Source organism: Brevibacterium sp. MGP-B1 (assembly GCF_057766545.1).
In genome coordinates this window covers 3,986,359-4,007,565 of the sequence record NZ_CM173407.1, presented here as the reverse complement: position 1 = coordinate 4,007,565, position 21,207 = coordinate 3,986,359, and the positions used below count along the sequence as shown (strand labels likewise).

Annotated in this window: 19 protein-coding genes; 12 read left to right on the top strand and 7 right to left on the bottom strand. The window is 66.4% G+C overall.

Annotated features, from left to right (window positions below; all coding sequences use genetic code 11):
• The first annotated feature begins 10 nt into the window (after positions 1 to 10).
• From AC3CD9_RS18205 to AC3CD9_RS18190, 4 genes are all read left to right on the top strand, one after another.
• A complete protein-coding gene (locus AC3CD9_RS18205) occupies positions 11 to 1,069 on the top strand; it encodes a hypothetical protein (protein WP_488365402.1) in 1,059 nt (352 codons plus the stop codon).
• A gap of 305 nt (positions 1,070 to 1,374) precedes the next feature.
• Positions 1,375 to 2,298: a metal ABC transporter substrate-binding protein gene (locus AC3CD9_RS18200; RefSeq protein WP_488367579.1), complete on the top strand. Its 924-nt coding sequence runs from the start codon at positions 1,375 to 1,377 to the stop codon at positions 2,296 to 2,298.
• Between the two features lie 74 nt (positions 2,299 to 2,372).
• Complete coding sequence (locus AC3CD9_RS18195; RefSeq protein ID WP_488367578.1) at positions 2,373 to 3,158, top strand: metal ABC transporter ATP-binding protein; 786 nt, start codon at positions 2,373 to 2,375, stop codon at positions 3,156 to 3,158.
• On the top strand, positions 3,155 to 4,069 hold the full coding sequence (locus AC3CD9_RS18190) for a metal ABC transporter permease (protein WP_488365401.1): 915 nt from the start codon (positions 3,155 to 3,157) through the stop codon (positions 4,067 to 4,069). Before AC3CD9_RS18195 ends, AC3CD9_RS18190 begins: the two co-directional genes overlap by 4 nt.
• 3 nt (positions 4,070 to 4,072) lie before the next feature.
• On the opposite strand, the gene AC3CD9_RS18185 is transcribed toward AC3CD9_RS18190, so the two are convergent.
• Positions 4,073 to 5,344, bottom strand: a complete 1,272-nt coding sequence (locus tag AC3CD9_RS18185; protein WP_488365399.1) for an Nramp family divalent metal transporter — start codon at positions 5,342 to 5,344, stop codon at positions 4,073 to 4,075.
• Between the two features lie 85 nt (positions 5,345 to 5,429).
• Here AC3CD9_RS18185 and AC3CD9_RS18180 point away from each other — a divergent pair, with 85 nt between their 5' ends.
• The 5 genes from AC3CD9_RS18180 (at position 5,430) to AC3CD9_RS18160 (ending at position 9,892) form a co-directional block, all read left to right on the top strand.
• The gene (locus AC3CD9_RS18180; protein WP_488365397.1) at positions 5,430 to 6,143 is read left to right on the top strand and encodes a TetR/AcrR family transcriptional regulator; all 714 of its coding nucleotides are present in this window, start codon (positions 5,430 to 5,432) and stop codon (positions 6,141 to 6,143) included.
• Positions 6,144 to 6,169: 26 nt separating this feature from the next.
• On the top strand, positions 6,170 to 6,508 hold the full coding sequence (locus tag AC3CD9_RS18175) for a DoxX family protein (protein ID WP_488367577.1): 339 nt from the start codon (positions 6,170 to 6,172) through the stop codon (positions 6,506 to 6,508).
• Between the two features lie 188 nt (positions 6,509 to 6,696).
• Positions 6,697 to 7,512, top strand: a complete 816-nt coding sequence (locus AC3CD9_RS18170) for a class I SAM-dependent methyltransferase (protein WP_488365395.1) — start codon at positions 6,697 to 6,699, stop codon at positions 7,510 to 7,512.
• Positions 7,513 to 7,683: 171 nt separating this feature from the next.
• On the top strand, positions 7,684 to 8,196 hold the full coding sequence (locus AC3CD9_RS18165; protein ID WP_488365394.1) for a hypothetical protein: 513 nt from the start codon (positions 7,684 to 7,686) through the stop codon (positions 8,194 to 8,196).
• Positions 8,197 to 8,401: 205 nt separating this feature from the next.
• Positions 8,402 to 9,892 carry a uracil-xanthine permease family protein gene (locus AC3CD9_RS18160; protein WP_488365393.1) on the top strand — a complete coding sequence of 497 codons (1,491 nt, stop codon included), beginning with the start codon at positions 8,402 to 8,404 and terminating at the stop codon, positions 9,890 to 9,892.
• Between the two features lie 64 nt (positions 9,893 to 9,956).
• Here AC3CD9_RS18160 and AC3CD9_RS18155 read toward each other — a convergent pair whose 3' ends face one another.
• From AC3CD9_RS18155 to AC3CD9_RS18145, 3 genes are all read right to left on the bottom strand, one after another.
• Positions 9,957 to 11,192 carry a LacI family DNA-binding transcriptional regulator gene (locus AC3CD9_RS18155; RefSeq protein WP_488365392.1) on the bottom strand — a complete coding sequence of 412 codons (1,236 nt, stop codon included), beginning with the start codon at positions 11,190 to 11,192 and terminating at the stop codon, positions 9,957 to 9,959.
• Positions 11,193 to 11,270: 78 nt separating this feature from the next.
• Complete coding sequence (locus tag AC3CD9_RS18150; protein WP_172172529.1) at positions 11,271 to 11,981, bottom strand: sulfite exporter TauE/SafE family protein; 711 nt, start codon at positions 11,979 to 11,981, stop codon at positions 11,271 to 11,273.
• On the bottom strand, positions 11,981 to 13,597 hold the full coding sequence (locus tag AC3CD9_RS18145; RefSeq protein WP_488365391.1) for an amidohydrolase family protein: 1,617 nt from the start codon (positions 13,595 to 13,597) through the stop codon (positions 11,981 to 11,983). The genes AC3CD9_RS18150 and AC3CD9_RS18145 overlap by 1 nt, the downstream gene beginning before the upstream one ends.
• Positions 13,598 to 13,713: 116 nt before the next feature.
• On the opposite strand from AC3CD9_RS18145, the gene AC3CD9_RS18140 reads away from it, so the two are divergent.
• The 3 genes from AC3CD9_RS18140 to AC3CD9_RS18130 all read left to right on the top strand — a co-directional run bounded on the left by AC3CD9_RS18140 (position 13,714) and on the right by AC3CD9_RS18130 (position 17,601).
• Complete coding sequence (locus tag AC3CD9_RS18140) at positions 13,714 to 14,886, top strand: methyltransferase domain-containing protein (RefSeq protein ID WP_488365390.1); 1,173 nt, start codon at positions 13,714 to 13,716, stop codon at positions 14,884 to 14,886.
• A gap of 386 nt (positions 14,887 to 15,272) precedes the next feature.
• Complete coding sequence (locus AC3CD9_RS18135) at positions 15,273 to 15,653, top strand: VOC family protein (protein ID WP_488365389.1); 381 nt, start codon at positions 15,273 to 15,275, stop codon at positions 15,651 to 15,653.
• A 175-nt stretch (positions 15,654 to 15,828) separates the two neighbouring features.
• Entirely contained in the window at positions 15,829 to 17,601 is a 1,773-nt protein-coding gene (locus AC3CD9_RS18130) for a BCCT family transporter (RefSeq protein ID WP_488365388.1), read from the top strand.
• A 43-nt stretch (positions 17,602 to 17,644) separates the two neighbouring features.
• Here AC3CD9_RS18130 and AC3CD9_RS18125 read toward each other — a convergent pair whose 3' ends face one another.
• The 3 genes from AC3CD9_RS18125 to AC3CD9_RS18115 are packed head-to-tail and all read right to left on the bottom strand — an operon-like array spanning position 17,645 to position 21,090.
• On the bottom strand, positions 17,645 to 18,388 hold the full coding sequence (locus tag AC3CD9_RS18125) for an IclR family transcriptional regulator (protein ID WP_488365387.1): 744 nt from the start codon (positions 18,386 to 18,388) through the stop codon (positions 17,645 to 17,647).
• Between the two features lie 3 nt (positions 18,389 to 18,391).
• Positions 18,392 to 19,825, bottom strand: coding sequence for an amidohydrolase family protein (locus tag AC3CD9_RS18120; protein WP_488365386.1), 1,434 nt, complete (start codon positions 19,823 to 19,825; stop codon positions 18,392 to 18,394).
• Positions 19,822 to 21,090, bottom strand: a complete 1,269-nt coding sequence (locus AC3CD9_RS18115; RefSeq protein WP_488365385.1) for an allantoate amidohydrolase — start codon at positions 21,088 to 21,090, stop codon at positions 19,822 to 19,824. The genes AC3CD9_RS18120 and AC3CD9_RS18115 overlap by 4 nt, the downstream gene beginning before the upstream one ends.
• Positions 21,091 to 21,207 lie beyond the last annotated feature (117 nt).

Genomic DNA, 21,207 nt, shown 5'->3' with positions numbered 1-21,207 from the left:
CTGACCATCCATGAGCACCCGAAACCGAGCGCTGTCCCACGGACTGACCGGCGCTTTCGCCCTCAGCGCCGTGGCGACTGTGGTGTTCTTCGTCGTCAACACCGGCCTGGCTCGCGTATCTCCCACCTCCGATAACCTCATGGATGCCGAGGCCGCCGCTCCGTTCACATTCGCTTTCATCGGACTGATCACCTTCGTCTCTATCATCTTCTTCACAGGATCCGACCGCGGCGAAGGACCCGAATCCGAGCTGAGCGGAGCCCCACGCGGATCGCTCACCCTCTTCACCAGGGATCCGCTCATCGCCGTCACCGGCATCGGGCCGCTGTTCGGGCTGTGCTTCAGCCTCGCAGCACTGCTGTGGCACACGTTCGCATCCGCACCCGGTGCTCCCGGAACCGTATGGGGTGACTTCACGAATTCGCCCCTCCCATTCTTCGTTCTGTGCGCCGCAGCCGTCGCCTCGACGAACTTCGGTCTGGCAATGGCCGGAGTCACAGTGGCGGTGCGCAGCCGCACCGGCCTGGCGCTCTGGCTCGTGGCCGGCAACGTCATCCTCGGAATGGGCGCCGGGGCCCTGTTCGCCTGGCTCTCCTTCGCGAACACGGTCATCGCCGCGACCATCACCATCCCGCTTGCGGTGGTCTCCGTCGTCGTTCTGCTCGGAGCCCGCCGGATGGCCGTCGCCAGCGCCGGCGAGGAGAAGCTCTCCGCGCGAGCCCGTCGCCGTGGGCCGACCCCGCCGCCCTATGACGCCCTCGACCGAGATGAGTCCGTGTGGCTGAAGATCGGCAACCGCAATCCGCGCGGTGCCGAGTTCCTCCTCGTCACACCTTCCCGACTGGTCCACACCCGCCCGACTTCCTCAGGAAGCACGGAGATCATCGACGAGGCGGCACCGAAACAACTGGTCGGGGCGAGCACTCGAGCCGATCACGGGCAGGCAACCGCCGTCGTGCAGTTCCGGGACCGACCGGCTTTCCGCCTGCACGGCACCGACCCCGAGGAGGCCGCCGAATTCGCGCGCAGGCTCACCGTCCTCGCCCGGTCGGGGATCCTCCCCGACTGAGGCGCCCCCTCGGCGACGTGATTCCCCATTCCACAAGGACACGTCGGTGACCTCGGAACTGAGAGCCGCCTCGGCGAAGGTCCATCGCCACACCACCCGCTACACTCCTCCGTCAGCGGAATGGACCGCCGTTCCGGCGGGGCCTTTACGACTTGGCTTTCCTCAGCTCAGGGCATAAAGTTAACGTACCTTAACTTTTATTCGGGACCCCCGACGACAAGGAGCCCCTCGTGTCTGAGCACAGCAATTCCACCACCGCCGCCGATGCCCCATCCGCACCCGGAAACGCCCCCACCGGGCACCCGATTCCCCGCTCTCGTCGCGGACTCACTGCCGCCCTGGCCGCGGCCCTCCCCCTCGGTCTGGCCGCCTGCGGCAGCGCCGCGACGGCCGAGGACGCCGGCGACAAACCGGTCGTGCTCACGACCTTCACGGTGCTCGCCGACATTGCGGACAATGTCGCGGGCGAGCACCTCGAGGTCGAGTCGATCACGAAGGTCGGGGCCGAGATCCACGGCTACGAACCCACCCCAGGTGACATCCGCAAGGCTGCGAAGGCCGATCTCGTGCTCGACAACGGGCTCAACCTCGAGCAGTGGTTCTCCCAGTTCGTCGACGAGGTCGACGTCCCTCATACCGTCGTCAGCGAGGGGGTCGACGAGCTCTCGATCACCGAGGACGCCTACGCAGGCAAACCCAACCCGCACGCCTGGATGAGCCCGCTCAACGTCCAGATCTACGCCGAGAACATGGCCCGCGCCTTCGCCGACCTCGACCCGGACCACGCCGATGACTTCACTGCCAACGCGAAGGACTACAGCGAACAGCTGCAGACGGTGCAGGACGACCTCGTCGAGGACCTCTCCACGCTGCCGAAGTCCCAACGGGCGCTGGTCACCTGCGAAGGAGCGTTCTCCTACCTCGCACGCGATGCCGGACTGAGGGAGAAGTACATCTGGCCGGTCAATGCCGAATCGCAGGCGACACCGGGCCAGATCACCTCGGCGATCGATTTCGTCGAGGACAACGATGTGCCCGCAGTCTTCTGCGAATCCACGGTCTCCCAGGCGCCGATGGATCGGGTCGTCGAAGCCACCGAGGCCGAATTCGGCGGCACGCTCTACGTCGATGCGCTGTCGGAGGCCGATGGCCCCGTGCCCACTTACCTCGACCTCATCCGCCACAACGCGCAGGTCATCGCCGAGGCACTGACCGGGAGCGAATCGTGAGTTCTGCAGCTCCCGCGTCCGTGACCGAACAGACGGGCTCCACGGTCGGGCCGGTCGGCGATGCACCACCGGCGATCACCGTCGACGAGGTGACCGTCCACTACGGGGACACGCTCGCTCTCGATCGCGCCTCCCTGACGCTCGAGCGGGGACGCATCTGCGGACTGATCGGGATGAACGGCTCGGGCAAGTCGACCCTGTTCAAAACGATCATGGGCATCGTCGACCCCGACTCCGGGCGGGTGAGCATCGACGGCGGCCCGACACGGCGGGCCCGCAGGTCCGGAGCACTCGGCTATGTCCCTCAGAGCGAGGACGTCGACTGGGATTTCCCACTCTCGGTCCGCGATGTGGTGATGATGGGTCGCTATGGCCGCATGGGCCCACTCCGGATGAGCCGGAGAGCCGATCGCGAGGCCGTCGAGAGCGCTCTGGCCCGCGTCGAACTCACCGAGTTCGCCGACCGGCAGATCGGTCAGCTCTCGGGCGGGCAGAAGAAACGGGCCTTCGTCGCCCGCGGACTCGCGCAGGGGGCGACGATCCTGCTCCTCGATGAGCCTTTCGCCGGCGTCGACAAACGCAGCGAGGCGACGATCACCGGCCTGCTGAAGGAACTCGCCGAGGCGGGGGCGACGGTGCTCGTGTCCACTCACGACCTCAACGCGCTGCCCGCACTCGCCGACGAGGCGATCCTCCTGATGCGCCGCGTCCTCCTCCACGGCTCTCCCGCCGAGGTGCTCCGACCGGAGAATCTCGCCCTGGCCTTCGGCCTCGACCCGTCCGGTGCGAGCGAGACACCCCGGGACGGTGAGCGTCCCAACTCCGACCGAGCCGACCGCATCGAAGGAGAGACGGCATGACTCTCATCGATTTCCTGCTCGAGCCCTTCGGTTTCGACTTCATGCTCCGCGCCTTGGCGACGACTCTGATCGCTTCGGTCGTGTGCGCCGTTCTCTCCTGTTGGCTGGTGCTCATCGGCTGGTCGCTCATGGGCGATGCCGTTTCGCATGCAGTACTGCCCGGAGTCGTTCTCGCCTATGTCGTCGGCGCGCCGTTCGCCCTCGGTGCGGTGATCTTCGGATTCCTCGCAGTCGGACTCATCGGAGCCGTCCGCGATACCAGCCGAATCAAGGAGGATGCGGCGATCGGCATCGTCTTCACCTCTCTCTTCGCCTTGGGCCTCGTCCTCATCTCCGTCACCCCTTCGCACGTCGACCTCAACCACATCATCTTCGGCAACCTCCTCGGCGTCTCGCGTTCCGAACTGGTCCAGGTGGCCATCCTCGGGGTGATCACCCTGCTTGTGCTCGCAGCCAAGAACCGCGATTTCACGCTCTACGCCTTCGACCCGACTCATGCACATGCGCTGGGGATCAATCCGCGCCTCCTCGGCGCTGCCCTGCTCGGGCTGCTCGCCCTGACCTCCGTGGTCGCACTGCAGGCGGTCGGGGTCGTGCTCGTCGTGGCAATGCTCATCGTGCCCGGTGCGACCGCATACCTGCTCACGGACAGGTTCCAGCGGATGTTGCTCATCGCCCCGGTGATCTCGATTCTGTGCGCAGTGATCGGTCTCTATTCGAGCTACTACCTCGACACCGCATCCGGAGGGATGGTGGTGCTTTCGCAGGGCGCGATCTTCGCGCTCGTCTATCTCTTCGCTCCTCGACACGGGCTCATCGGTCGTCGCTTGGCAGCGATGCGCCGTAAGCGCGCGAATACACGAGTCCGATCCGCATCGCCCCAAGCCGGCCGCCCCGCCCCGCCTCGGTGAGTGTCAGTCCACGCCGAGAGCCAGCAGAACGATGAGCACGACGTTGAGGGCGATGATGAGCGCCGAGGCGGCCACGGCGATGAGCGTGATCCAGCGCGCGTTCGCGAATTCGCCCATCACGCGGCTGCTGCTCGTGAGCCTGACCAGGGGGATCATCGCGAACGGGATGCCGAGGCTGAGCACGACCTGGCTGAGCACGAGCGCCCACGTCGGGTCGACGCCGATGGCGAGAACGATGAGCGCGGGGATCATCGTGAACGCGCGCTGCCACACGATCGGGATGTTCACCCGCAGCAGGCCCTGCATGATCGAAGCGCCTGCATAGGATCCGACGGCGCTCGAGGCCAGCCCCGAGGCGAGGAGTCCGATGCCGAAGAAGAGGCCGACGACCTCGCCGAGGTTGGCCGTGACGACTGCGTGGGCACCTTCGATGGTGTCGGTGCCGGTCTGGCCGCGCAGCGCTGCGGCGGCCAGCAGCAGCATCGCGATGTTCACGGAACCGGCGACGACGAGGGAGAGCACGACGTCCCAGCGGCTGGCGCGCAGCAGCTGCCCGGTCGAGGCGGTCGCATTGTCACGATGACGATCGACCGACAGTGCCGAATGGAGGTAGATCGCGTGGGGCATGACGGTGGCGCCGAGCATGCTCGCGGCCAGCACCACGGAGTTCGTGCCTTCGAGCCGCGGCACGATTCCACCTGCGGCTTGCCCCCAATTCACGTCCCCGACGAACAGGCCTGCTAGAAAACCGATGGCGATGATGACCAGGAATCCGATGATGACGAATTCGAAGGGACGCTGACCGCGGGTGGATTGGATCGACAGCAGGAACAGCGACACCACGCCCACGATGACGCCGCCGAGCAGGAGCGGCAAGTCGAAGAGGATCTTCAGTGCGATCGCACCGCCGATGACTTCGGCGAGGTCGGTGGCGATGGCGACGACCTCGGCCTGCCCCCAATATGCGAGGCGGGACCTCTTCCGAAGTCGATCACCGAGGAGGCTCGACAGCGACTGCCCGGAGACGAGTCCGAGCTTCGAGGACAGGTATTGGACGAGAACGGCGATGAGGTTCGCGGCCACGAGCACCCAGACGAGGAGGTACCCGTACTCCGCACCGGCGGTGAGGTTGGCCGCGACGTTGCCCGGATCGACATACGCGATGGCGGCGACGAAGGCCGGGCCGAGGAGCACTGCGGTGGAGATCTTCTTCCGGCCGTGCTTCTTCCGCCCACGCTCACGGGTGCGCACCGATGCAGAGGGATCGACGTTCATAAAGTTAAGGTACATAAACTTTCCTGTTGAGGGCAACACGACACGTGGTCTGGAAAGTGAACACGGAAGGACTTAAGGTTCGAGCATGGCCAGTGAACACGTTCAGCTGAGGTCCGGCAAGCGCCGACAGACCGAGGATCGGATCATCGGTGCCGCAGCCGAGCTGTTCCTCGACCGCGGCTTCAAGGCCACAACCATTCGGGCGATCGCCAAGGCCGCGGAGGTGTCGGTGGGCCGAGTGATGGCGGTCGGCGACAAGGACGCGATCCTCGTCCGGTGCTTCGATCGGTGGATCGGGCAGCTGCAGGACGGGACCTACACACCACCACCTCGGCGAGCGAGCCTGTGGGAGCGCGGGAGTCTCTCGGAGCGCGGGAGCTCGACGGCCGAAGGTTCGGTCGGGGTGAGAGCCGGCGCTGGGGCAAGCCCCAGGGACACGGGTCCGTCACGACCATCCTCGGCGGTGCAGCGTCATCTGCTCGAGCTCTTCCTGCCCTTCCTCGAGTTCTTCGCCGAACACGAGGACCTGTCACGGGACTACGCTGCGGCGATGATGCGGGTCAAGGGCGAGCCCGAGGTGTTCAACACCCTCGCTGCGGATCTGCAGAGCCGACTGAGCGGATCGCTGGTCTCGATCGGGATCAAGGAGGACCATGCGCGGGCCAGCGCCGCAGCACTCTACGACTCGTACCTGGGCATCCTCTTCCGGTGGGCGGCGACGACGATGAGCCTCGATGACGCCGTCGAAGCGATGCTGGCCAGCATCGTCTTCCACACTCGCGTCCGGGGCTCGCTGTGAGAGGTTCACGATGATCCTGCTGCCCGATCTGGCCGACCGTCGTCCTCGCGGTCATCGTCTTCGGCGACGGCCTGCTCACCTTCCGTCCACCGCGAGCGATCGCCGCCTGCCTCGACGGCGTCGGCTTCCCACGGGAGTGGTGGTGGGTGCTCGCGGTGGTGAAGTTCCTCGCTGCGGCCGGCCTGGTGGCGGGGATCTGGATTCCCGGGTTCGGCGCGGCGGCCGCGGCGGGCCTCGTCGTCTACTTCCTCTGCGCCGGGGCCGCTCATCTGCGGGCCGGCTATATCGGCCGGGATTTCTGGCTGAATTGCCTGGGCATGCTCGTCGTCAGCCTCGCCGTGTTCATCTTCTGCTTCGTCGCATAGGCGCCCGCTTACTTCACGCCGGAGTCCATGTCTCAGTCCGGAGAATTCTTCGCCACTTCCCGCACCTCGATCCTGTTTTGGCCTAGAGTCGAAGTACGGCACTGGCGCCACCGCGGCGCTGAGCCGTCCGGCAGAGTTGCAGAACTGCTCGGTGATGGTGCCGAGCCACCCGGCAGAGGAGTGTGGACATGCCCGAATATGCCGACAGCAGTCGCACGCGCGACGAGACTCCCCACGAACGCCACGAGCGATGGGCCTGGATCCACGAGACGGCTTCGATGACCGGTTGGAATTTCTCTCCGTTGGCCGGCCGCCTCGTCGCCGATGATCCGCCGTGGGATTTCGACCAGATCTGCCTCGACGCAATGGCCGAGTCGAGCAGCTGCCTCGACATGGGCACGGGAGGCGGCGAGCGCCTCAGCGAACTCATCGATCGTCTTGATGACGCCCGGCCTCCCGGCGAACCTTCGCCGACGATCTCCGCGACCGAGGGGTGGGAGCCCAACGTCCCCTTGGCCGCCTCGATGCTGGAGGACTACGGCGTCGAAGTCACCCGGTATGACAGCGATCACCACCCGGAGATGCCGTGGGACGACGGTGAGTTCGACCTCGTGATGAACCGTCACGAAAGCTATGACCTCGCCGAGGTTGCCCGTGTCCTTTCCCCGGGCGGACTGTTCCTCACCCAACAGGTCGACGGTACGGAGGCGCAGGAGTTCCGCGACCTCTTCGGCGGCGGGGTGGGCGATCTGCGACAGCAGCTCGAACCGCGCATCAGCGACGTCGAGAGTGATGGACTGGCGATCGAGGCGGCCCGCAAATGGCAGGGAACGATGCGCTTCACCGACGTCGAGGCGGTCATCGAGTACCTCGCCTATATTCCGTGGGATGTCCCCGGGTTCACTGTCAGGTCCAACCTCGATGTCCTCAGACGCTTGGCCGAGTCGAGTGAGCCGATCACGGTCACACAGAAGCGGTTCCTCATCGTCGCTCGCAAGCCCTGAACCGCAAACTCAGGTCACAAACGGAGGTTCTTCGCGCCCGCGCGGAAAGTATCCGTTGGCGACCTAAATTCGCGGCAGCTGGTCGGGCCATACCCGCAGGGAGGTTTTCCCGACCTCGCTCGTGGGATAGCAGGATGGGGCGCTGCCGGTCCGCGTCGATAGCGTCGAAGCATGACTTCGACGGACTTCTCGTACCCTCAGCCCACCGATGATGAGCTCGCGGCACAGCAGCCTCGAGTCCCGACTCCTCCCGCTCAACCCATCTACGCCTCCCCGAACCCCGACGATCTGGCCGATGTTCATGACTCGGCTTCGGCCCGAGTGGACGGTGCCGCCTCGGCGAAGTCGCCGACGCTGGGCAAGGTGGCCGTGGCGTTCTCGATCGTGGCTATGGTCCTCAGCCTGGCCGCCTCGGTGATCCTGGGCGCCACCGTCGGCCCCTCCGAGGCGGCATCCGGTTATTACTTCACCGACACACCGGACTGGTATCAGACCCTGGCGACCGTGCTCGTCGGAGTCCAGGGCCTCTGCACCTGCGCGGGAATCACAGCCATCATCCTCGGCATCACGGCCGCGGTCACCGGGCGGGGGCGAACACCCGGCGTCATCGCCATCGCAGTCGCAGCGATCGCCCCGTTCGTCTCTTTCGGCACCTTCGTCGTCCTCAGCTTCATCGCCGCCTGAGCCTCCCCCTCCTCCGTCGAAAAACGGGCTGAGTGTCGAGAAACGGGTGCGTACATGCGTTTCTCGACGCTCAGCCCGTTTTTCGGCGATCTGTCCGAAATCCGAATCGTTTATTGACACCAACGCTCCCTCGATGCACGATTGAACAAATCGATTTGGCCGCTGTATTTCAGGCCGATCACGATGTGCATCGAGGAGCAGTGCCATGCCCGCAACACCCGATCCGGACCACACCGGCAGCACAGTCGGCAACGACGCCGACGCCGCCGTCGACACCAACACCAACACCAACACCAATACAATGCCATCCACGGACACCACCACATCCGGCAAGGCGGTCCACCCCGTCGATCAGCTGCGGCCGATCCGCAATCTCGTCCCGTTCGCCATTCAGCACGTCCTCGTCATGGTGGCGACCCCGATCTCGTCGGTGTTCCTCATCGCCACCGCACTGGGACTGGATGCGCAGACCACCTCGGCAGTGCTGTCGGCGGTCTTCGTCTTCTCAGGTCTCGGGTCGATCCTGCAGTCGGTGGGCGCGTGGAAGATCGGTGTGCGGCTGCCGTTCGTCATGCTCCCGGGCGGGGCTGCGACGATCCTGTTCATCACGATCGCGCAGGGCACCGATGTCGAGACCGCGGTCGGCGCAGTTCTGCTCACGGGAGTCTTCTACATCCTCGCGGTGACGCTGTTCGTCAAGGTGCTCAAGTTCTTCCCGCCGCTGGTCATCGGGATCATGGTCATCGTCATCGGCATCAACCTCGTTCAGGTCACCGGCAAACTCATGGTCGGCGAACCGGACTCACCGGACTTCGGCGACCCGCAGAACCTGCTGCTCGGCCTCATCACCATCCTCATCACCATCGTGTGCTTCCGGTTCTTCCGCGGGATGCTCGGCAAACTCTCCGTGGCGGTCGGGCTCGTCGGCGGCACCATCGTCGGCGCGTTCATGGGCGCCACCGACTTCTCCGGTCAGACCGACGGCCCGCTGTTCGCCGTGCCGACCCTCTTTCCCTTCGGTTCGCCGAAGTTCGATCTCATCGCCGCGATCCCCATGTTGCTATGGGCGCTCGCATCGATGGCCGAGGCGACCGGACAGACGATCATCAACGGTGAGATCGTCGGCAAGAAGGTCGAACCCCACCGCGCGGTCCCCCGCCTCATCCGCTCCGACGGCATCATCACCATCCTCGGCGGCCTTTTCGGCACCCCGGCGATGGTCACCAGCGGCGAGAACGTCGGAATCGTGCGCGCCTCCGGTGTGCGCAGCCGCTACGTCACCGCGATCGCCGGAATCCTCCTCATCCTCATCGGACTCAGCCCCGTCGCCCGCATCCTCAACGGCGTGCCTTCGGCCGTCGTCGGCGGCACCGCCGTGGTCGTCTTCGCGATCATCGCCGTCCTCGGCATCCAGATGCTCGCGAAGATCGATTTCAACCAGACGGGCAACCTCATCACCGCGACCGTCGGCCTGGCCGCGGGCCTCATGCCGGTGCTCCTACCCGGAATGTACTCGAAGCTGCCGCAGACGGCATCGTCCCTGCTGGGAAGCGGTGTCGCAATGGCCGCGTTCGTCTCGGTGCTGCTCAACCTGCTCTTCCACCACACCGGCAAGCGCAACCGTCACCCGAAGGCCCGGACTCCGATCGCCGATCCGAGCAAGCTCGACCAGAGACCTGCTGACTACCGAATCTGAGGTTCGACCCGGAGTCGGATCTGAGATTCGCCGGCGGGCCGGATTCCCCGCCTGAGCATCCGGCTCAGTATCCGCTCCGGTCCGGCGATCGGCCGGCCGTCGATTCCCTGACAACGAGGACAGGGCCCATCGAACCCGCCGAGGCGGTCGGCCCAGAATTGTCCGCAGCGGCGGGATTCGCGTCGCCGCCGTCCAGGGCGGCGGATTCCGCGTCGCCTCCGTTCAGGGCGGCAGGTTCCGTGTCGCCGTCCAGGCCAGCAGCCGCATTCGATGAGTGATCCCCGTCGAGAACGGTCACGAGCATCTCGACCGCCGCACTCGAGATCGCCTCGAGGCCGAGGTCGACCGCGGTCAGCGGTGGTGTGCTCGTGCGTGCGCGCAAGCCGTCGTAGCGGGTGGCGACGAGCAGGTCCTCGCCGACCGTTCGACCGGCCTCCTGCGCCGCACGCACCGCGCCGGTGGCGAAGGTGTCGATGGGCGCGAGCACCGCGTCGATGTCCGGGTGCTCGGCCAACAGCTCCTCGGCGGCGGCGAAGGCTCCGTCTTCTCCGGAGGTTTCGTCCGCCTCGGCGATCAGCGGTGCGAAACCGCGGGCGGCTGCGGCCTCGGCATAGACCTCACGGGCCGCGATCTGCGCTCCGCGCAAGCTGCGGCTGACCAGCAGCGCCGGCTGCGTGGCTCCCTGGGCGAGGAGATGATTGAGCAGCAGCTGAGCAATCGCACGGTGGTGGAGGTCGATACTCCACTTGCTGTCGGCTCCGGTCGAAGCTGTCGATGAACGCGCCGGCTCTGCCTCGTCAGAGGTCAGGGCGTCGTCGCCAGCTCTCGAACTAGGTCCGTCGATCGTGACGTAGGGGATGGCACGGTCACGCAGCGCCTTGGCGAGGGGATCATCGACGGTGGGCTCCAGGAGGATCGCACCATCGATGTCGAGCAGATCGACGGGGTCAGCCGCCTCGGTGGGTGGGGCGAGGACGAAGACGTAGCCTTCGAGCAGAGCGGTCCGCGCACATCCCATGGCCAGTTCGGTGAAGAAGCCCAGCTGAGACGACCCGGCGGATACTGCCGCGGGCATCGAGGACAGCAGGGCGAGGGTCTGCGACTTGCCCGAGCGCAGGCTGCGGGCACGGGCGCTGGGCCGGTAGTTCAGCCGCTCGGCGACCTCTTTGACCTTGGCCCGGGTGGCGGCGTTGACCTTGCCCTGACCGCTGAGTGCATGGGACACAGTCGTCCGCGACACTCCGGCCTCACGCGCCACATCGGCGATCGTGACGCGGTGCGCGCGCGGGAAGTCGGGCATGGAATCAGCCTACTTCACACGGGCATGGGAGGTGGGGCTTCAGACCTGCCCATGATTCGCCCTGCCCTGCCCGGAACCTCACGCCTGAACGATGACGATGATGCCGGAGACGATCGCGAAGCCGAGGACGATATAGCGCAGCACCGGTCCGTCGAGGCGGTGGTGAACGTAGCGAGAGAGGAACGAACCGACCGCGAGGAACGGCAGCATCCACGCGGTCGTGACCATTGTGTCCGCCGAGACCTGCCCGCTGAAGGCGAGCACGATGAGGGAGATGATCTCCCCGACGAGGAAGCACACCGCCACCGTCGAACGCAGCTCCGGGCCGGGACTGTGCTGGTAGGCCAGCGCATAGGGCGGGCCGCCGATGCCCGTCGAGGTCTCCGTGACTCCGGTGACGAGCCCGACCGTCGCGAGCACCGGCTTGTTCGGAGTGAACTTCGGCGCCAGCAGCGCGACGACCGCGGCGATGAGCGTCGACCAGCCGATGAGCAGCGCGAGCTGGTGCAGGTTGACGATGACGAGGATCCACAGACCCGCGAATGTGCCCGCGAACCGTCCGACGCTGATCCATTTCACGCCGGTCCAGTCGATATGCTCACGCTCGCGCGCGGCGATGTAGAGATTGAGCGGAATCATCAGCACGAGCAGCATCACCGGGATGAGGCTCGGGTCGATGAACGTCACGACGGGCGCGAGGATCATCGCGAACCCCATCCCCGTCGACCCCTGCACGAACGCAGAGACGAGGACGACCGCGGCGATGATCGCAAAAGCGAGCATCGACATCAGAAGTCATCCCTCGCCGAGGCGGCCCCACCGACCCGCGGCGTGCTCGCCGAGGCGGCGCCGCCGTTCCACGGTGCGTTCACCGAGGCGGTCCCACCGTTCCGCGACGTGTTGACCGGGGTGTTCCCGTGCTCGGCCATCCACCGTGCCCGGTGGTCGGCCGCGTTCGGGTCGATGCGGGTGATCGGGGAGTTCTCCACCACCCGCCGGGAGACGTCTTTCGCACGCTCGAGGAAGTCGCGGCCGTCCCAGTCGACGGGCCAACCGCCCTCGAGGCGCAGCTTGCCGTCGACGATGACCGCTTCGATCTGGTCGCGGTTGGCCAGACGGACGAGTTCCCAGGGCACATCCCAGGAGGGCACGAACTCCGGAGTGTCGATATTGAGCACGATCAGGTCGGCACGGGCACCGGGTGAGATCTCCCCGATCTGACCGCCGAGTCCAACCGCGTCGGCGCCGCCGCGCAGACCCTGTTCGAGCCAGGTCCAGCCGCCGCCGGTCGACGAGTCGATGACGTCCATTCCGCCGGTGAGTCGTTGCGCAGTCTCGGCGGCGTCGAGGAGGCGGAAGGCATCCGAGCGGGTACCGTCGGTGCCGAGTCCGATACGCATCCCGAGTTCGTGCATGAGCAGTGCGGGTGCCACTGCGTTGCCTTTCCAGGAGCTGGCGACCGGGTTGTAGGCGATTGCGCCACCGGAGTCGCGGAGCAGTCGGATCTCCCGCGGGGTCAGGAGAGTGGCGTGTGCGGCGAGCAGCTCGGGACCCAGCGCACCGAGGCGGGCCAGTCGTTCGAGCGGACGCTCACCGCCGGAGATGAGGGAGCGTTCGACGGCGACGATGTGTTCGTTGAGGTGGGTTTGGAACGGCACACCAGCCTCCCGGGCAAGGCGTGTGATCGCCACGAGCGCCTCGTCGGAGGCCACCTCAGGGATGGACACGGCCAGGGACGGGTGGACCAGGGACTCGGCGTCCCACCTGCTCAGATGGCGTTCTGCGGCGGCGACCACCTCGGCGACAGTCGAGGTGCGCACTCCCCCGCCGAGGTCGTTGCAGATGACCCCGAGTACGCAGCGCAGGCCGACGTCGATGGTGACGTCGGAGATCGCGGAGACGTCGACGCTCGAGCGGGTGCCGGCGTCGGTGACGGTGGTGAAGCCGCCGCGCAGGGATTCCCAGGCGGCCAGGCGGGTGGCGACGTCGATGGCTTCGGCGTCCATGTTCGACTCCATGGGCACCCAGACGCGTTGGAAGATCTCGGAGGGTTCGCCGAAGACGAGGGACTTGCCGAAGGTCTGGGTGAGGTGGTGGTGGGCATCGATGAAGCCGGGCATGAGCAGGCGTCCGGGCAGATCGATGCGGACAGGTTCGGCGGGCGTCCGGTCGGCACTCGGACTCGGGTCCGCGGGATTCGCGGTGGCACCGGGAATCGGGTCGGCGGCGTTCGCGTCGGTCAGCAGCGATCGGGCCTGGGCGTCCACCTCGGCGAGGGGGCCGACAGCGAGGATCCGGCCGTCGTCGACGAGCACCGCGTGGCCGGTCTGCGCGCCTTCGGGCAGGAGGACTTTCTCCGGGACGAGCAGAGTCGGGGCTTGGTGCAGACTGCGCAGCTGAGTCATGGGGTCCTTCGCGCTTCTAGGGCAGGGCCAAATCGATTTGGCTACGTTCAGTCTACGGTTGTCGGGCGGGCTGGGTCAACGATTTTCCGGGGTCCATCGCCGATTAGAATGAGGGGATGACGACCTTGCCGCTCACCCCTGCCCCGGCGGATCATGAGCACCTGCACTGCGGGTATTTCGAGCGTGGGGAGTGCCGTTCCTGTGCGCTCATCGAAACTCCCTATGGGCAGCAGATCACGGACAAGGAAGCTTGGTGCCGCGAGGCCCTCGCCGAGGCGGCTCCGCGAGTTTGGCTGCCGACGTTCGCCAGCGGGGTTCGGGACTTCAGGAATCGGGCGAAGCTCGCCATCGGAGGATCGTCTGGAAACGTCACCTTGGGCATTCTTGATCAGGAGTTCCATGGCGTCGATCTGCGTGATTGTGGGATTCAGTCCCCGGCGATCCGGGCGGTGGTCCCGGTGCTTGCGGACTTCCTCGATGCCACCGGACTCGAGCCTTATGATGTTGCTGCGCGCCGAGGGGAGGTGAAGTTCGTCCATGTCACGGCGGCGCCGTCGGATGAGCTGATGATTCGTTTCGTCGTGCGCACTCAGCATGGGCTGGACGTACTGCGGTCGCGGAAGGACGCGTTCTTTGGCCTCGTCCCCGATGCGTCCGTGGTGTCGGTGAATCTGCTGCCGGAGCACAAGGCCGTGCTCGAGGGCAGCCGCGAGGAGATGTTCCGCGGCGAATCGCTGAGGATGAACCTCGATCGGGTCGACCTCCATCTGCGGCCGCAGAGTTTCTTCCAGACGAACACCGCTGTCGCCATCGGACTCTACAACCAAGTGGCCGAGTGGGTGGACGCTGTCGAGGCTTCGAGCCTGTGGGATCTGTACTGCGGCGTCGGAGGGTTCGCGCTCTACTGTGCTTCTCCCGCGCGGCGGGTCACCGGGGTCGAGGTGAGCGAGCAGGCGATCGAGTCAGCGAAAGTCAGCGCCTCCGAGCTCGGCGTCGAGGCGCGGTTCCTCGCCGGCGATGCCACGGAATTCGCCGAGGAGAACCTGAGCACGGACGAACGGCCGGACTGCGTGATCGTCAATCCGCCTCGGCGGGGGATCGGTGCACGACTGTCGGCAGCGTTGGAGAACTCCGGTGTCGAGCACATCGTCTACTCGAGCTGCAATCCCATGTCGCTGGCGAAGGATCTCGCGCGGATGCCCGCCTACGAGGTGGCCCAGGCCCGGATCTTCGACATGTTCCCGCACACGAAGCACCTCGAGGTCGCGGTCCTGCTCCAGCGACAGTGAACAACCCCTCGTCCGCGCCGACCGCGCAGGTTGCCGCCGACCGCTCGCCTTGACTCGGCCTGCACTCGCCCACCGCTCGACATACCGCCCAGCGCACGCCGCATAGCTCGATACAGCGACCGTAATTCGAGCGGTCGGCGACGTCGGACGCTCGCGAAAGCTGTTCCGCTTCGACCCCTAGGATTGTATGCTCGGTGGCGATGACCGAACAGGCGAACAGCCGCTCACGGATCGGTAAACCGGTCGACAGTTGAGCCGCGGAGGTCACGAGCGCTCTGCTCGCGGCCCTCCCCATGACGAAGCCATTTTCCCAATTGTCAGTTCTCCCTGCCCGAAAACGCTTCGGGCGATCAGCGAACCATCATTCATCCGAAAAGGACTTCATCATGTCAGCTCTGTTCAACCACACCATCGTCGCCGCAGCGGATCCGGCCGCCTCAGCGCAGTTCTATGTCGATATCTTCGAGGCCGAACACACCCAGTCATGGGGGCCATTCGCCAACATCATGCTCTCCGGCGGAGTCATGCTCCAATTCGCCACTCCCCCGCCGGAGTACGACATTCTGCCCGTGCACATGGCCTTCCTCTGCACGGACGACCACTTCGACCGAGCCGTTGACCTGCTCAAACAGCGCGGTCTCGATTTCTGGGCAGATCCGCAGCGCACTCGCCCGCAGGAGACGAACACCGAGCACGGGAGTCGCGGAGTGTATTTCCTCGACCCGTCGGGAATGTATCTCGAGCTCATCACTCGCCCCTACCTCTGACTGCTCCCGGCGCTCACCGACCGCGAGAAGACTCACACTCTGCCTTTTCTGCCCTCACACATGCGGTGATTCGGCGACGAGCGCATAGACTCGTCAGTCGCACGGCCCCACGAACGACCCAGTTCGCGGGGCCTGTTGTGTAATCTGCCTATCCCGACCGACCCGACGATCGCTCATGCCTGCCGCCGAGGCGGCCACGAGCGCGGAGACCACGATGACGATGCTGAACTCACCCTCCCCCGAACCAGCCAGCAGCACTGCAGGCGGTTCCGACCGCTCCACTGCGTCCGCCTCCTCGGGCGGGTCGGACGACCCTCCCCCTGCCCCCGGGGCCGGCCCTGCCGCCGGAGCCGGACCCGAGGCAGGGACAGAGTCCGAGCCTGCTCCGGGCACCACGCATACCGCATCCGCTGCGGCCCCACATTCCAACCGGGTCGGGACAGTCTTCATATGCTCGGTCATCGCCGTCATCGCCTTCATGGTGTGGGCGACGATCGCACCCGATGCCCTGTCGGACATCATGACGCGGGCAATGACGACGGTGTCCACCGGATTCGGCTGGATCTACCTCGTCGTCCCATTCGCCGCGATCGCAATGCTGGTGTGGTTCGCAGCCAGCCGCTTCGGTCGCCTCCGCCTCGGCTCATCCGATTCCCGTCCCGAATACCGCACGATCACCTGGCTGGCGATGATCCTCGCTGCCGTGATGGGGATCGGCCTGGTCAGCTACGGAGTGGCCGAGCCGATGTCGCACTTCATGACCCCGCCCCACGGACTGGCGGAACCGGAGACCATGGACGCGGCGATTCGCGCGATGCAGTTCTCCTACCTCGACTGGGGCTTCCAAGCCTGGGCGATCTTCGGGGTCTTCGGATTGGCCATCGGCTATTCCACGCACCGAAAGGGCCGGCCAGCACTCGTGTCCACGATGCTGCGCCCCGTCCTCGGCCGCTTCGTCGACGGCTGGGTCGGCAGCTTCATCGACATCCTCACCATCATCGCCACGCTCTTCGGCACGACGACGTCCCTGGGACTCGGTGCCTCGCAGATCGGCGAGGGCCTCAACACCGTCCTCGGCATCGACTCCACCATCATCGGCCAGATCATCGTCATCACCGTGCTCACCCTCCTCTTCACCGGTTCGGCACTGACCGGAGTGAGCCGCGGCATCAAGTACATCTCCCAGATCACGCTGACCATGGCGTCTCTGCTCGGACTCTTCGTCTTCATCACCGGACCCAGCGGCTTCGTCTCCAACCTGTTCGTCCGCTCCATCGGCGCCTTCGCCGGAGACTTCGTCGAACTCAGCTTCATGACCCCGACCAGTGCCGAGGACAGCGAATGGATGCTCGGCTGGACCTATTTCATGATGGCGTGGTGGCTGTCCTGGAGCGCCTTCGTCGGCATCTTCCTGGCCAAGATCTCGAAGGGCCGGACCATTCGGGAGTTCGTCGCCGGTGTCCTGCTCGTGCCCAGCGCCGTGTTCTTCGTCTGGTTCACCGTCATGGGCGGTTCGGCGATCAAGTTCGACATCGATGGGGCTGGGATCGGTGAGGCCACTCAGAACAACCTCGACACCGCATTCTTCAGCCTCCTCGACCAGCTGCCGCTGTCCATGCTCGCTTCGGTCTTCACGATCGTCATGGTCATCCTGTTCTTCGTCTCCTCGGCAGACTCGAACACCTTCGTCCTCAGCTCGCTGTCGTCGCAGGGGTCGTTCGCGCCCCGGCGTCCGGTCATCGCGACCTGGGGATTCCTCACCGGAGGCTGCGCGGTGGTCCTGCTCCTCGTCGGCGGGCTGCAGGCCCTGCAGCAGGCGGCGATGCTCTCGGCGGTGCCGTTCACCGTCATCGTCGTCGTCCTCGGCATCGCCCTGATCAAGGAGCTGCGCAGCGATCACCAGATCGTCGAAGAGGTCGCGCGCGAGCGACGAGTGCTCGGCCTCTGACACTCCATCCGATCACACCGACCGCTCACGTTACCGTCCACCCTCACCGCAGCTTGGCGGTCACCTCGGCGGCGGCAGCCTTGACCCGGTCGAGCACAGGACCGGTGTCCTCGGGCAGGGTCTCGGTGACGAATGAGAGGCCGATGGCCGCGATCGGGCGGCCCAAGACATCGAACACCGGTGCCGCGAGCGTCGAGATCCCCGGCGTGACTTCGCCGTGTTCGATCGCGCTGCCGGTCCGCCGCTCCTGGGCGAGCACTGCGTTGAGCGCCTTCACCGAGGTCGGGCCCTTGCCAGTGCGCGTGACGAACTCGGTTTCGGACTGCAGCATCGCCAGCACCTCGGACTTGGGCAGCTGAGCGAGGATCGCCCGCCCGGTCGCCGTGAGGTAGCTCGGCATGCGCACACCGGTGGCGGTGATGACCGCGACGGATTTGAGCGACTGCTCCTTGAGCACGTACTCCGTCTCCCAGCCGCGGATAACGGCCAGCTGCGCGGTCGTGGCGGTATCCTCGGCGAGCTGACGGACGATCGGCTGCGCCAACCGCTGCAGGGGGTTCGTCCGCAGGTAGGACGCCCCGAGCTCGTGCACACCGGCTCCGAGCACATACCCGGATTCGGTGCGCGCCACGAGCCCGAGCTCCTCGAGCACGGCGAGGATGTCATACGCACTCGACCGCGGGATCTCCAGCGACCTGACCAGGGCACCGGCCGTGATCGACCGATTCGACGAGGCCATATGCCGCAGGATCGCGATCGCCCGCCGCAGTGCCGGAACCTCAGCCACGACTCAAACCTCCATCTCCAAGACCGCGAAGGCCTGAGAGTAGAGCTCGGCGATGTCGCCGAGTTCGGTGTGCACTCCGTCGCGCACGCGGACCTGGCCGCCGCTGACGGTCAGATGCACGTCCGCCGAGGTGGCCGTGAGGATGATCTGTTCGTCCAGGGATCCCATGGTGCGCATGCTGTCGGTGCGCAGGGCAACGAAGTCGCACGCCTTGCCGACTTCGAGTGCGCCGACCGGAAGGTCGAGGCTGCGTGCCCCGCCTTCGGTGAGTGCCGTGATGAGTTCGGCTGGAGAGAATCGTCCGCGCTGCCCCGAGCGCAGCCGCTCGCCCGCTTCGAGCCCCTGGGTCTCGCGCAGGGCGTCGAGGACGACGTGCTGGTCGGAACCGAGCGAGATCACGGCTCCGGCGTCGGCGAGTTCACGGGCCGGCCCGATGCCGTCAGCGAGGTCCGCCTCGGTGCAGGGGCACATGACGATCGTCGACCGGGATCTGCCGAGGAGCGCGATGTCCTTCTCGCTTAGGTGGGTGGCATGCACGGCCGAGAGCCGGTCATCGACGACGCCCGAGCGCGCGAGCACCTCGGTGGGGCTGGCCCCGTACGCCGCCTGCGAGGCGTCGTTCTCGGCCGGCTGTTCGGACAGGTGCACGTGCACGGGGCCGGACAGTTCGGTGAAGCGAGGCAGGTTTGCGGCTGGGACCGCGCGGATCGAATGGATCGCCGCACCCACATGGACGAAGCTCTCACCTGGAGCGTTGACGGGGAATTCAGCGGCGAACGTGTCGATCAGGCCGGCGTGCCGGTCCATGTACCCGTCGATTGTGCCGTCGCCGAAACGGGCCTGTTCGGCCGAGAGTTCGGAGTCGATGGCGCCGGTGAGATAGCAGGTGTCGAGCAGTCGGATGCGGATCCCCGCCGAGGCGGCCGCCCTTGCCAGCGCCCGTTCCATCGCGTGGGCGCGCCGTTCGTCATCGTCGTTCGCGTCGTTCGCGTCCCCACCGGGACGCTCAGCGTCATTCGCGTCCACGCGGGGACGCTCAGCGCCGTAAGGCGTTCCGTCCTGAGCGTGGTGGACGTAGTGGAACTCCCCCACCGAGGTGTAGCCGCCGGCGAGCATCTCTGCGAAGACAGCGCGGGCCACGGTCTCGTAGGACTGGGGGTCGAGTTTCGCGGCGACGGAGTACATGACTTCGCGCCAGGTCCAGAAGGTGCCGCCGTCGCCGTGGGTGCGACCGCGCAGCATCCGGTGGAAGGCATGCGAGTGCGCGTTGACTCCGCCGGGCAGGATGAACCCGTGCACCGCCTCGGCATCGAAGGGGGCGGCGTCGATTCCGGTCTCGACCGCGGTGAGCGTTCCGGTGTCATCGGCGGTCAACAGCACCCCGTGGGCGACGGCTCCGTCAACCCAAGCGGATTCGCACCAGTAACGAGTGCTCATCGTGCACCTCCTGCCGTTGGGCCTCCGGTACTGCTGTCGGCAAGCGCGTGTTCGATGCCGAGTTCGCGGGCGAGCACCTTGACGAGCGCGTCGACTCCGGCCCTCTGGTCATCGACCTCGCAGGCCTCTTCGGGAGCGTGGGAGACACCGGTCGGGTTGCGGACGTAGAGCATCGCCGACGGCACATGGGGTGCGAGGATTCCGGCATCATGTCCGGCGCCCGAGGGCAGCAGCGGAGCGTCCGGCAGCACCGAGGTCAGGCGCGAGTTGAGGTCGGCGGTGAAGTGGGTCGTCGGCGAGTAGGACTCCTGCGAGATGGTCACCTCGACACCGGAATCGGCGCCGTGGTCCTGGGCACGACGGCTGATCGCCTCGAGCACCTGCTTGACGACGGCATCGTCAGGGTGGCGGATGTCGAGCCAGAAGCTCATGGTCGAAGCGATGACGTTCGTCCCGCCCGGATGGATGAGGGTACGGCCCACGGTCGCCACGGCGCTCGCGTCAGTGGCGGCCGCTAGGGTCGGGATATCCCCGATCACACGGGAGGCCGCGACCACCGGGTCGGCGCGATGGCTCATCGGAGTCGTGCCGGCATGGTTGCCCTGACCGGAGAAGGCGAAGTGCCAGCGCCCGTGACCGATGATCGAGGAGCCGATGGCGACGGCCTGATCGGTGTTGATCAGACCGACGCCCTGTTCGACATGGAGTTCGATGAAGGAACCGATTCCGGCCAGCCGAGACTGGTCACGCCCGACCCGATCCGGGTCGAGGCCATAGCCACGGGCGACGTCGGCGAAGGTGTCACCGGCGGCGTCCTTGAGGCCGAGCGCGCGGTCAGCGTCGATGGCGCCGGTGAGCAGCCGCGAGCCGAGACAGGCGACACCGAAGCGTGAGCCTTCCTCTTCGGGAAACACTGCTAGCGCGAAAGGCCGGGTGGACTGGTCGAGTGTGCCGGAGGCCTTGAGCACATCGAAGGCCGCCAGCGCCGAGGCGACGCCGAGGGGGCCGTCGAACTCGCCGCCGCCGGGCACGGAGTCGAGGTGGGAACCGGTGACGACGGCGTTCTCGCCGGGTTCGGTGGCCCATGCCCACGTGATTCCGTTGGCGTCGATCTCCGTGTCGAGGCCGCGGCGGTCCGCCTCCGCGAGGAACCACTCGCGCAAGTCCCGTTCAGTGGCCGAGAATCCGGGCCGCTGGTAGCCCGGCCCGCGGGTGTCGCGGCCGGTGTCCTCGATCTGGCTCAGCAGCGAGACGACATCGCTCATTGTCAGTTCACTCCGTTCGAAATCGGTCGGGTCCGGTGATATGTCGGTACCGTGGTCGGCCGGCCCTGGCATCAGAGGCCCGACGGTCGGGCCCGGTCGGCGACCGGCCCCTGCCCA